Source organism: Bacillus jepli (assembly GCF_047238305.1).
Lineage (GTDB): Bacteria > Bacillota > Bacilli > Bacillales > Bacillaceae_L > Ferdinandcohnia.
In genome coordinates, this window is record NZ_JBDFMO010000001.1 from 1,785,010 (window position 1) to 1,797,595 (window position 12,586).

At 37.9% G+C, this 12,586-nt stretch carries 14 protein-coding genes; 13 read left to right on the forward strand and 1 reads right to left on the reverse strand.

Annotated features, from left to right (window positions below):
• Positions 1–179: 179 nt before the first annotated feature.
• Both ABC371_RS08705 and ABC371_RS08710 read left to right on the forward strand, forming a co-directional pair.
• The gene (locus ABC371_RS08705; protein ID WP_412896436.1) at positions 180–1,175 is read left to right on the forward strand and encodes a permease; all 996 of its coding nucleotides are present in this window, start codon (positions 180–182) and stop codon (positions 1,173–1,175) included.
• A gap of 12 nt (positions 1,176–1,187) precedes the next feature.
• Positions 1,188–2,105, forward strand: a complete 918-nt coding sequence (locus ABC371_RS08710) for a TIGR03943 family putative permease subunit (protein ID WP_412896437.1) — start codon at positions 1,188–1,190, stop codon at positions 2,103–2,105.
• 435 nt (positions 2,106–2,540) lie between these two features.
• On the opposite strand, the gene ABC371_RS08715 is transcribed toward ABC371_RS08710, so the two are convergent.
• Positions 2,541–3,899 (reverse strand): Nramp family divalent metal transporter, encoded by a 1,359-nt coding sequence (locus tag ABC371_RS08715; protein ID WP_412896438.1) that lies wholly within the window; start codon positions 3,897–3,899, stop codon positions 2,541–2,543.
• Positions 3,900–4,397: 498 nt separating this feature from the next.
• Between ABC371_RS08715 and nikR the strand changes: the two genes are divergently transcribed.
• From nikR to ABC371_RS08770, 11 genes are all read left to right on the forward strand, one after another.
• Positions 4,398–4,820, forward strand: a complete 423-nt coding sequence (gene nikR, locus ABC371_RS08720) for a nickel-responsive transcriptional regulator NikR (protein ID WP_412896439.1) — start codon at positions 4,398–4,400, stop codon at positions 4,818–4,820.
• A 57-nt stretch (positions 4,821–4,877) separates the two neighbouring features.
• Positions 4,878–6,500 carry an ABC transporter substrate-binding protein gene (locus tag ABC371_RS08725; protein ID WP_412896440.1) on the forward strand — a complete coding sequence of 541 codons (1,623 nt, stop codon included), beginning with the start codon at positions 4,878–4,880 and terminating at the stop codon, positions 6,498–6,500.
• Between the two features lie 2 nt (positions 6,501–6,502).
• Positions 6,503–7,492, forward strand: coding sequence for an ABC transporter permease (locus tag ABC371_RS08730; RefSeq protein ID WP_412896441.1), 990 nt, complete (start codon positions 6,503–6,505; stop codon positions 7,490–7,492).
• A complete protein-coding gene (locus ABC371_RS08735) occupies positions 7,489–8,331 on the forward strand; it encodes an ABC transporter permease (protein ID WP_412896442.1) in 843 nt (280 codons plus the stop codon). The genes ABC371_RS08730 and ABC371_RS08735 overlap by 4 nt, the downstream gene beginning before the upstream one ends.
• An 18-nt stretch (positions 8,332–8,349) precedes the next feature.
• Positions 8,350–9,276 carry an ABC transporter ATP-binding protein gene (locus tag ABC371_RS08740; RefSeq protein ID WP_412896443.1) on the forward strand — a complete coding sequence of 309 codons (927 nt, stop codon included), beginning with the start codon at positions 8,350–8,352 and terminating at the stop codon, positions 9,274–9,276.
• Positions 9,266–9,874 (forward strand): ABC transporter ATP-binding protein, encoded by a 609-nt coding sequence (locus ABC371_RS08745; RefSeq protein WP_412896444.1) that lies wholly within the window; start codon positions 9,266–9,268, stop codon positions 9,872–9,874. Before ABC371_RS08740 ends, ABC371_RS08745 begins: the two co-directional genes overlap by 11 nt.
• A 122-nt stretch (positions 9,875–9,996) precedes the next feature.
• Entirely contained in the window at positions 9,997–10,872 is an 876-nt protein-coding gene (locus tag ABC371_RS08750; RefSeq protein ID WP_412896445.1) for an MFS transporter, read from the forward strand.
• A gap of 116 nt (positions 10,873–10,988) precedes the next feature.
• Positions 10,989–11,216: a hypothetical protein gene (locus ABC371_RS08755; protein ID WP_412896446.1), complete on the forward strand. Its 228-nt coding sequence runs from the start codon at positions 10,989–10,991 to the stop codon at positions 11,214–11,216.
• A gap of 201 nt (positions 11,217–11,417) precedes the next feature.
• Positions 11,418–11,795, forward strand: a complete 378-nt coding sequence (locus ABC371_RS08760) for a hypothetical protein (RefSeq protein ID WP_412896447.1) — start codon at positions 11,418–11,420, stop codon at positions 11,793–11,795.
• A complete protein-coding gene (locus ABC371_RS08765; protein ID WP_412896448.1) occupies positions 11,782–12,309 on the forward strand; it encodes an RNA polymerase sigma factor in 528 nt (175 codons plus the stop codon). The genes ABC371_RS08760 and ABC371_RS08765 overlap by 14 nt, the downstream gene beginning before the upstream one ends.
• Positions 12,306–12,536, forward strand: a complete 231-nt coding sequence (locus ABC371_RS08770) for a hypothetical protein (protein WP_412896449.1) — start codon at positions 12,306–12,308, stop codon at positions 12,534–12,536. Before ABC371_RS08765 ends, ABC371_RS08770 begins: the two co-directional genes overlap by 4 nt.
• Positions 12,537–12,586 lie beyond the last annotated feature (50 nt).

The window sequence follows — 12,586 nt, forward strand, 5'->3', positions numbered from 1 at the left end:
TCGTTTTACTTAAACGATAATATAATAGAACATTCATTTTTGCAAGCGAAAATGAATAGGAATAAAAAATAAATTTCCAAACTATTATTTACAATAGTAGGAGGTTTGTTTATTATGAAACGGAATCATTCTAATTTACATTGAATAAAAAACAGTTAGGTAATAAAGGGAGGTTTCACATGTTACGAATTTTTAGAAGTAGCATTATTGAAATAACAGGAGTTATTATAATCCTTTTTGTGTTATTTTTACTTACCACAGACATAGGGGGCTCCTTTTCGACTGCAATCCCTGATTCATTATTAAATCTAAACACGATATTTTTAAGTATTTTAATAGAGGCTCTACCATTCGTTTTAGTAGGAGTTCTCATAGCAGGACTTATTCAAATCGTGGTAACCGAGGAGCATATTCGTAAATGCATACCCAAAAATAAAGTTTTAGCTGTGATCATGAGTTGCGTTATAGGTTCATTGTTTCCTGGATGTGAGTGTGGCATTGTACCAATTGTACGGAGACTTATATCAAAGGGTGTTCCTATATATGCTGCGATGGGCTTTATGCTAACAGGACCTTTAATTAATCCGATTGTAATCGCATCGACCTATATGGCATTCGGGAATGATTTTAAGATTGCAATTTTGAGAATGGTGTTAGGTTTTTTCATTGCCTTAGTTATTGCTTTTTTAGTGAGTATATTTGTAAAGGGTACTCAATTTAGAAATGGGAGTATCGTAATTTCAAATGATGAATCTACTAAACAGTCTTTTAGTCATAAATTATGGGCGGTCCTTACACATTCAATTGATGAGTTTTTTGATATGGGAAAATATCTCATAGTGGGAGCATTATTAGCAGCTAGTGTTCAAACTTTTATGCCTGCTAGAGCACTACTAGAAACAGGAAGTGGGGTTGTTTCATCATTACTTGTTATGATGGGGCTGACTTACATTTTGTCCTTGTGTTCAGAAGCTGACGCTTTCATAGGTGCTTCTTTTAGTCATTTATTTCCAACTCATTCCATCCTTGGATTTTTAATTTTTGGACCGATGCTAGATTTGAAGAATACGTTGATCATGATGAGTGTGTTCCGGTTTAAATTTGTTATGTTCATGCTTGGAATGGTAGCATCAGTTATATTTGTTACTCTACTGTTGGTACAGAGCTTTTTATAGGGAGGAAAATACATGAAATTTCATTTTCAACAGGCTGTTAGAGCTTTTATTCTGCTTGCGTTTTCGGTTATGCTTTTTAATATGCATTTCACTGGTGAAATTACAAAATATATTAATCCAAAGTATGAGGGCTTAAGTCAACTTGCGTCTATCATATTTCTTATTTTATTTTTAATTCAGGTAACTCGAATTTGGACAGCAAAGGAAGAACATCACCATCATAACCATAATTGTAGCGATCACACATGTACTCATGATCATGGGGACACAAAATTTAATGCAAAAAAGCTAGTTTCATATAGTATTATCTTATTTCCACTTCTCACCGGTTTTTTCCTATCTCCTAAAACACTTGATGCAGCAATTGCAAGTAAAAAAGGAGGGATGGAGATTCTAACAAACTACCCGAAGACAAATAAAAAGGAAAAACCTAATGTTCAAGAGGAGGGGAGTGGGAATGCAGGTGAGGAAATTGTAAGTATACCTGAGTTTGATATTCACACCCCCATGAAAACGGAGGAATACGATAACCTCATCCAACTCCTAGAAAAAAGTCAAACCGTAAAAATGGATGATCATGTATTTAATGCTTATTATGAAGAGATCCATAAGGATTTTAGAAAATATCAGGGAAGAACGATTGAATTAAAAGGTTTTGTATACAAAGAAGAGGGTTTTACACAAGAACAATTCGTTATTTCAAGATTTCTAATCACCCACTGTGTAGCCGATGCAAGTATTATCGGATTCTTAACGGAGTTGCCTGAAAGTTCGTCAATTGATATTGATACGTGGATTGAAGTTAAGGGTATTATCGATATTACCACTTATAACGGCATGGAATTACCAATTATCAAAATAACAGAATGGAAAAAAACGACGGAGCCTGATGAACCCTATATATATCCATTAACAATTCAATTAATTTAAAAAGAATGTGGTGGAATAAATTTCAAGTTGATGTATTTCAGGAAGAGTCGGAAAGAAAATATTATTATGATAACTCATGTGAATTAATGATACCAAAATAATATTCCTGAAATAAAAGTGTAGATTTTACAATCAACACAAGTTTTATTTTATTATTACCGAATTATTATATATAAAATGAATTGGTGTTTACAAATCTGTGAAGAATGTACTTAATGAACGGATGTGCATTTTACTATCGTAAGAAGGTTATGGAATAGCTATAACTTTATCAAAAATGATATTTTCACAAAAAGCAAACCGTTATTTTGATCAATCTTTTTCTAACGGTTTGCTACTTCTTGTTTGTATATTGATTGAAGGTGAATAGTTTAAATTATATAGTTTTATAATACAATAAGTCATACAGTTGGATTGGTTACTTACTTCATGCATTTATCCTAAGTCTTGACCTGTAACAACAATATATCCAATTAAGAATAGATTCAATATAACAATTATACCAGTACATACCCATGCTACTATTTTTACGGGTAATTTGTTCGCAAACTCACCCATTTTCTTTTTATCGCTTGTAAATAAGACTAAAGGTATCACGGCAAATGGGAGTGCTAAGCTTAAGACCACTTGACTCCATAATAATAATTCGCCAGTTCCTTTAGAACCCGCCAGCCAAGTTACAATAAATGCTGGAATAACAGCCAATAAACGTGTAATTAAGCGGCGAAGCCATGGTGAGATTCGTAAATGAATAAATCCTTCCATAACAATTTGTCCGCTAAGTGTTCCAGTAATGGTAGCATTTTGACCGGATGCAAGTAAGGCAACAGCGAATAGGGTACTTGCTATACCTACCCCGAGTGTTGGACTAAGTAGTTCATAAGCCGCTTCAATTTCCGATACATCTAGAGTTGTACCATAAAATGCTGCTGCTCCCAAAATCAAAATAGCAGAATTGATGAGAAAAGCAACGCTTAATGAAAAGGTAGAATCAATGAGGGAAAATTTAATGGCTTCTCTTTTTCCTTCAGTGGTCCTCCGATATTGTCTGGTTTGCACTATCGAAGAATGCAAATATAAATTGTGCGGCATCACCGTTGCTCCTAAAATACCTAAAGAAATAAAGAGCATTTGTGGATTTGTTACAATTTCAGGTTTAGGAACAAATCCACCAAATAAGGCGGCAATTTCCGGCTTTGAAACAATTACTTCGAATGCAAATACGACAAAGATCGTTACCATTAAAACAATGACAATAGATTCAATAATACGAAAGCTTTTCTTTTGCAAATAAAGTAAAAGCAAAACATCTAATGTAGTTATGGTTATACCCAGTAATAAAGGGATGCCAAATAATAAATTTAAGGCAATGGCTGAACCAATAACCTCGGCTAAGTCTGTTGCAATTATAGCTAATTCGGTTAATATCCAGAGAACAAAGGCTGTTTTCTTCCCGGTTGCATCCCTTGTAGCCTGGGCAAGATCTCTTCCTGTGACGATTCCAAGTTTTGATGCCAATGCTTGTAAAAGCATCGCAATTAAGTTTGAAAGTAATATGATAATTAACAGAGTGTAACCGAATCGTGCACCACCAGCGATAGATGTTGCCCAGTTTCCTGGGTCTACGTACCCTACGGCTACTAATGATCCAGGCCCCATAAAGGCAAGTAACTTACGCCAAAATCCTCCTTTGTTCGGAACACTTACTGTATTATTTACCTCTTCTAAACTTACACTCGAGCTTTGCTTTAACCAGCTATGCTCTTTTGGCTTAAATTCTTGCTCTTTATCCATTAATCATCTCTCCTAGAATGTAAATAAAGTTAAAAAACTTTCCCTAGGGAAACTTTTTGTTTGAAAAAGTGACTTAATTTACGAAATCATTTTAACTCTGATTTTTGCCTTTGTAAATATTTTTGATTGCCCGTAACTTTGGGCGTTAGATAAAGAATTAGCGAGCTATACTGTTGTTATAAACGCATAAAACATAGTATTGTTTATTTAAAATTAATATCGTAAATTTGAGTACTATTTCAAAATTAGTGTTCCATTTGTACATGAATGTAATACTACCTACTTGAACAAATTGTTTTTGAATGATTTTTATATCTCAATAAAATAGCATATAATGTTTTTGATAAGTTATCATAAATGTTTAAGGGTATTAATATATATTCATTGATTTGCTATTACCTTATTTCAGTTTGTACCGTCGTGTTACTAATGATTAAAAACGTGTTACTAAGTGATGCGATCCGTCAATGGATTAATGAAATTAAAAAATAGGAGGACATGATGGAAGATTCAATGTTAAAGAGATTTGGTATCTCGATGGAGGGGAATTTACTTCGTAAGTTTGACAGCTTAGTTCAGCAAAAAGGATATGAAAATCGCTCAGAAGCGATTCGCGATCTTGTTCGTGATGCGCTTATCCAACACTCGTGGGAAAAGGATGATCAAATTGTTGCAGGAAGTATTCTACTATTCTATGACCATCACAAAAGAAATTTATTAGAAGAGCTGACAAAAGCCCAACACGATATGCATGATATTATTATGTCCACTACACATTTTCATTTGGATCATAATAATTGTCTTGAGCTCATTATCGTAAAGGGAAGAACAAAGGACATTCAGGAGCTCAGTAATAAACTTACTAGTTTAAAGGGTGTTCAGTATGGAAAGTTTACAGTGGCACCAATCGAAACTATATAGATTCTTACATATCAGGAGAATTATCCATTTTTTTAATAAAAATACGGGGTGAATAATTTGAGAAGAAAATCGTTTGTACTTATTTTAATAGCAATTTTTGTTTTTTTATTCGTGTTAGCAGGCTGTAGTCAATCGAATCCTAATGAATCAAGTGCCGGAATGAGTAACGATAACGAAAAGAAAAAAGATGAGCTTGTGTTGGCTCTTGGATCGGAGCCTGAAAAGGGATTTGATCCTACCTCAGGTTGGGGGCGCTATGGTTCACCGCTATTCCAAAGCACACTGCTAAAAAGAGATGACAAGCTTAATATTGTCAATGATTTAGCAACCCACTACGAAGTGAGTGAAGATGGTAAAGTTTGGACAGTAAATTTGCGTGATGATGTGAAATTCTCAGACGGACAGCCATTAACGGCAGATGATGTCGTATTTACTTTTGATACGGCTGCTAATGCAGGTTCAGTTGTAGATCTTAATGTATTGGATAAAGTAGAGAAAGTCGATGATTACACAGTCACATTCACATTAAAAGAGCCTCAATCCACATTTGTTAATACGTTAATCGGAACAGGGATTGTTCCGAAACATGCCTATGGTGCAGACTATGCGGAAAATCCTATAGGATCGGGGCCATTTCAACTGGTACAGTGGGACAAAGGCCAACAGGTTATTGTAGAGGCTAATCCTGAATACTATGACAAGCAGCCATATTTTAAAAAGATCACATTCTTGTTTTTAAGCGAGGATGCATCTTTTGCTGCAGCTCAAGCAGGAGAGGTTGATCTTGCATCGATACCTGCATCGTTTAGTAATCAGACAGTTCCAGGAATGAAATTAGAATCTGTTCAAACCGTTGATAACCGAGGTATTGTTTTCCCGTTTGTCAAATCTGGGGAATTCACCGAAGATGGTGATCCAATTGGGAATGATGTGACAGCTGATCCTGCTATTCGGCATGCAATTAATATGGCTGTAGACCGACAAGCACTTGTTGATGGAGTGTTAGAAGGACAAGGAACACCTGCCTATACCTCCGTGGATGCTCTCCCTTGGTGGAACCCAGATACAGTCATTAAAGATGCTGATATGGATGGGGCGCGGAGGCTTTTAGAAGAAGCAGGATGGAAGGATAATGATGGAGATGGAATTCTTGAAAAGGGATCTTTAAAAGCTGAATTTACTCTTTATTATCCAGCGAATGACGCGGTTAGACAATCCTTATCCATCGCTGTTGCAGATATGATGAAGCCATTAGGTATTCATATAAAATTAAAAGGCGGAAGCTGGGATGTCATTATGAAGAATATGTATTCGAATGCTGTTCTTCTAGGTTGGGGAAGCCATGACCCACATGAAATGTATAATATTTATAGTAGTGAATTCGCAGGAGTAGACTTCTACAACACTGGCTATTACGAAAATAAAACAGTAGATGAATATTTTAAAAAAGCGCTCCGTGCTACAGATGAAAAAGAAGCAAATGAATATTGGAAAAAAGCTCAATGGGATGGCACAACGGGTTTAAGTGCGAATGGTGATGCTCCTTGGGCATGGTTAGTGAATATAAATCACTTATATTTAGTGAAGGATGGATTAGATATTGGAGAACAACGAATCCATGTGCATGGCCATGGCTGGCCAGCTACTGATAACATTACGGAATGGAAATGGATTGAGTAACAGTGGGAAAAAGTCTTGGGAAATTCCTATTATTAAAAGGAGCAAGAATGGTGACGTTGTTAGTCGCCATCTGCTTCATTTCTTTTCTATTAATAAAAAATTCTCCGATTGATCCGATTCAAGCTTATATTGGTGCGGATCTGTTGAAGGTTGGTCCTGAACAGCGAGAAATGATTGCCCAATATTGGGGCCTTGATCAGCCAGTAATGGTGCAATTCTTTAATTGGGGTTCAGCTTTGTTACAAGGAGATTTTGGTACCTCGATGATCTATCGTCGTCCTGTAGCTGATATCATTAGTGAACGTTTTCTAAATTCCCTAGCTCTCATGATATCGGCTTGGATTTTATCCGGAATAATCGGTTTCACAATGGGCGTTATTGCTGCAATGAAAAAGGGTACCTGGATTGATCGATTGATTAAATGGTACTGCTTTACTTTAGCCTCAACTCCAACCTTTTGGATGGGGCTTCTCATACTGATCGTCTTTGCCGTATGGTTAAAATGGTTTCCAATTGGCATGGGAGTTCCAGCTGGGGTTCTTGCGGAAGATGTTACCCTAGCGGATAAAATCAAGCATCTGATCCTCCCGGCACTTACACTTAGTATAGTCGGTGTTGCAAACATCGCGATGCATACAAGGCAGAAACTGATTGATGTTCTTGCTAGTGATTATGTCTTATTCGCAAGAGCGAGAGGTGAACAAGGCTTCGTCCTCTTTTGGAGACATGGATTACGAAACGTAGCCTTACCGGCGATAACCTTGCAATTCGCTGCATTTAGTGAATTGTTTGGTGGAGCAGTGCTAGCTGAGCAAGTCTTTTCATATCCTGGGCTTGGGCATGCGACGGTAGAGGCAGGCTTAAGAGGAGATGTTCCCCTTTTATTAGGTTTGGTCCTTTTTAGTACATTATTTGTTTTTACTGGAAATCTAGTAGCTGATTTAATTTACCGAGTTTTAGATCCACGGATGAAAGAGGGGCGTTCGAAATGAATCATAGTATTAGTAAACGATTCCCTCTGAATAGAAGGCAGTGGACATTGCTTTCGATTCTACTTTCCTTTGTTTTTTTAGTCGCTGTCATTTTAGGAAGCTTTCTAGTAGATGAAGGAAAAATCGCTACCAATCTACAAAATCGTAATGCTCCCCCATCTTTCAATCGTTTATTTGGCACAGATTGGTTAGGAAGAGATATGTTTACACGGACTGTTATGGGACTTTCATTAAGTATATGGGTTGGCTTGATTGGAGCGATAGGTAGTACGACAATTGCTCTTTTCCTAGGCATGGCGGCAACATTGGGAAAAGTGGCAGATCTTATTGTCACATGGCTCATTGACCTTTTTCTAAGTGTGCCACACCTTGTCACCCTGATTTTAATTGCCTTTACATTAGGAGGCGGATTTAAAGGTATTGTGTTGGGGCTAGCATTGACCCATTGGCCAAGCTTAGCTCGGGTTATTCGAGCAGAGGTCATGCAAGTTCGTTCTGCAGAATATGTACAAGTTTCTAAGAAAATGGGGAAATTCACATGGTGGGTTGCAATGCATCATATTCTCCCCCATGTTTTCCCGCAACTTTTAATTGGTTTTATGCTCATGTTTCCTCATGTTATTTTACATGAAGCAGCCATTACATTTTTAGGATTAGGGATGTCTCCTCATGAACCAGCAATCGGGATAATTCTGTCAGAATCGATGAAATACTTATCGTCAGGTATGTGGTGGCTTGCCTTCTTCCCTGGGCTTTGCTTGCTTTTGATTGTAAGAGCATTTGATCATATTGGAGAAAATATTAGAATGCTTATGGATCCGGCTAGGGCACATGATTAATAGTAGAGGAGTTGTGAAATGCCTATCCTTGAAGTAGAGAATTTATCAGTATCATTTAAGCAATATAAAGCTGGATTTAAACAGATTCATAATCAAGTGATTTCAAGTTTAAATATTTCATTAGAAGCAGGAAAAATCCTTGCAGTTGTTGGAGCAAGTGGATCGGGAAAAAGTCTGCTGGCTCATGCCATTCTTGGTATCCTTCCGAGAAATGCAAGGACGAGTGGAACGATAAAATATGAAGGTGAGATTCTAACATCTGCTCGCAAAAAGGCATTAAGAGGGAAGGAAATCGCGATTGTTCCTCAATCAGTAAGCTTTCTGGATCCGCTTATGCGAGTTGGGAAACAAGTCCGAACGTCTGTCAAAGGGAGCGAGAATGCGACTACAGTGCAGCGAGAGGTATTCGAACGCTATCACTTAAGTAATGAAGCTGAAAGGATGTATCCGTTTCAGCTTTCTGGCGGAATGGCGCGAAGAGTACTTCTCTCGAGTGCTATGGTAAGCGGTGCAAAAGTGATTATAGCGGATGAGCCGACTCCAGGCCTTGATCCCGTCGTTATGAAAGAGGCTTTACAAAATATCAGAGAGTTTGCTGACAACGGCAGTGCAGTCATGTTCATTACACATGATATCGAATCAGCCCTTCAAATTTCTGATAAAATTGCTGTTTTTTATGCAGGAACTACCGTAGAAATTGCTCCAGTAGAAAATTTTACGAACCAGGGAGAGTGGCTAAGACATCCTTATACGAAGGCTTTGTGGAGAGCTCTACCTCAAAATGAATTTATTCCGATTCCAGGATCACAGCCTCATCCAAGCGAATTGCCAACGGGGTGCTTATTCGCTCCTCGTTGTCCAATGGCAACCTCTGAATGCCAAGAAAAGAAACCAGAAATGAGAGAACTAAGGGATGGAATGGTGAGGTGTAACCATGCAGATTGAAGCAAAAGGGATTGGATTTCGTTATGAAAATAGTCCATGGCTTTTTCATGGGATCAATTTTACCTTACATCCAGGTGAAATCGTTGGGATAACCGGACCAAGTGGAAGTGGGAAAACAACGTTTTGTCGGATATTAGCTGGATATGAACAGCCTGCTGAGGGAACTATCACGTTTGGTGGGAAACCGTTACGAAAAAACGGCTATCAACCTATTCAATTAATCTTTCAGCATCCAGAAAAAGCAGTAAATCCTCGTTGGAAGATGAAAAAAACACTAAACGAAGGTTGGAACGCGGATCAAGAATTGCTAGATTTATTTGGTATTAAGAAGGAATGGCTAAAGCGATGGCCAAATGAGTTATCTGGAGGAGAGTTGCAGCGATTCTGCGTTGCGCGGGCATTGGGACCGAACACACGATTTCTCATTGCAGATGAAATGACAACCATGTTGGATGCGATCACACAAGCTCAGATATGGCATGCCGTACTGCAAATTGCCCAAAAGAGAGACATGGGAATTGTCGTTGTCAGTCATGAAGCTAAGCTGATTCAAAGAATTTGCCACCGCGTGGTCCAATTCGGCAATTTTAATGCTTAATACTGTAGAATGGACTTCTTGGGTTTTTAATTTAGTATCACGGTCTTTTGAAAGAGAAAATGAATTTATGGATGACCTATTCTTTATGAATATAAAACCTGCACTAGAATTGGGAATTTGCAATGCCCGCGACAAATGCGATTCTTCCTAGAGTAGTTGAAGAATCTGAGATATTACGGGCAAATAGTTTTATTTCCGTTATGAATGAGACCGTTCAATTAGGTGGATGGGCATTAGGCGGATTACTAGTTGCTCTAGTAGGTGGACAAAATGTTATTTGGCTTACCTTTACTTTGTTTATCATTTCTACAATGATGATGCTTTGGATTGTGGACGAGACACCTTTCTATGTTAAAAATGAGAAACGAAGAACGGTTGAAGAATTAAAAGAAGGTTGGCTGATGATATGGAGAACTCCACTTTTTCGAAGTATCCATGTCGTGATATGTATTGAAGCTGTTGCAAACGTCGTTTGGGTAGCAGCGATTCTTTATATTTTTGTTTATGAAGTATTACATGTAACCGAAGCATGGTGGGGATATATTAACACTGCTTTTTTTAGCGGTTTGATACTAGGTGGACTGGTCTGTTCAAGGTTTTCAGCAACTATTGAAAAGAACATGAGGAAGACTGTAGTGTACTCTTCATTCGGTGTCTCGGTAGTGACTGTATTATTTGGATTAAATTCAATCGCCTGGATTGCATTAATCCTTGTTGTACTTAGCGGTTTAATTGATCAAATGAAAGGTATCACCATACATACGTATTTGCAAAAAGAAGCATCTGCAGAAGATTTACCAAAGATATATAGTGCCCAACATGCTATGATTTCATTGGTGTTTGGATTTTCTACTTTACTGTTCGGGGGAATTGTAGAGTACACTAACGCTCAAATTGCATTTATTGTTGCAGGAATACTGCTTGTAAGTTCGGGAATTTATCTGTTGACCACTCAAAATCGGTTCCCTGCTCATTATCTAATGGAACGAAAAAAGTAACCAACACGTGCTAACCTTGTTCCGCTTCTCACCTTATTGGATTACATTTGGATTGGCACCACCTTGAATAGGGACACATACACTATGGTGCAGCCTATTTGAGGAGGAGAGATCATATGGACAGACAAATGTTTGGAATGTTCCCAGGTTATGGCTATGGTCAAGGTGGTTTTTACCCTGGTTATGGCTATGGTCATGGCGGATTTTACCCAGGCTATGGCTATCACCATGGTCACGGCGGTTATTATCCAGGCTACGGCTATCACCACGGTCATGGCGGATACTATCCAGGCTATGGCTATCACCACGGCCACGGCGGATTCTATCCAGGGTTTGGCAGATAATTAAAAACGTCTAGTATTGAGAGTGCTACTTTCCAATAAGTAGCACTCTTTTTTCGAGGAATAGCGCACAACGCACATAAAAAATATTCGCTATAAGTCGTAATCAATTTAGGAGTCCAACAAACATTTCAAATAAAAAATGAACCTTTTCCACCTCTCATTAGTATAAGAAGTAAGAACAAAAATGAGGGAGTGTTAAAGATGACGACAATCACGGGGATGGTTGTGAGTTCTATTGTTGTTGCGATACTTGGAACGGTTTTCGCGATGGTAATTGGTTCAATGAATAAAAAGGTTGTCCGTGATCATAGGGGGAATATTGATTTTACGAAATCAAACATCTATTTTTATTGGTCAAGATGGGATACGATTATTACAATAGCAGCTGTGTACACCTTTTTATGTATAACCGGGCTTTTGGTTTTCCTTTTACGAGGGGACACCATCAACAGCCCAATTATCCAATTTTTCATCCATCAAACCTTTGTCTTCAGTTTGATAACATTTATTTGGTTCATTACGAAGCTTGCTTATGTATATAAAGGAATAAAAGAGCGGTGGTCTGATGAGTTACAGTAGGGCGGAGGAAGCAATCCTGAAATTTCAAAAAGGGGATAAGGAAGCACTGGAGGTTATTTACAATGTGTACAAAGCCCCTTTGTATCAGTTTATTTTTCGGTATACGAACAATGAACAACTAAGCATTGACCTTGTTCAGGATACCTTTGAAAAACTACAACGCAACTTTCGTCAATTTGATCAGGAAAAAGGAAAATTTAAAACATATCTCTATCAGATTGCCTATAATACGATGATGACGAGGCTGAGGCGACAAACCTTATTTCGCACTTTATTACCGATTCTGGCGGACCGACATCCACATCACGAAAACTCCGATGAAAAAATAACCGTTCAATCTGCCATTCACTCACTACCGGAAGATTTACGGGCGATTGTGTTGCTAACTTACTATCATGATCTTACACAAAAGGAAATCTCCACGATTCTACACATCCCTGTCGGAACGGTAAAATCCAAGCTGCATCGTGCGTTGAAAAAACTAAAAGAAGAATTAGAGGTGAATGAGGATTGAATCACAATCAATTTGAAGAAGAATTAAAAGAAAAGCTCGATCAATTCACCGTTGAAGTACCTGACTTCCCAATGAAAAAATCACGGCTCGACCGTATGGCAAACTGGTTTTTTAATCCGGTTTCGATTCCGTTTCCTAAATTCGGATATACAAAAAGTGCGTTTCTAACGATAACATGGATACCGGTATTTCTTGTGCCATTAACGTTCGTACTGTTTGTGTTGTGAGGATGGGACAGGTAACCACCTTCTCATTTTTTGCTAGACATTAGAGGTTT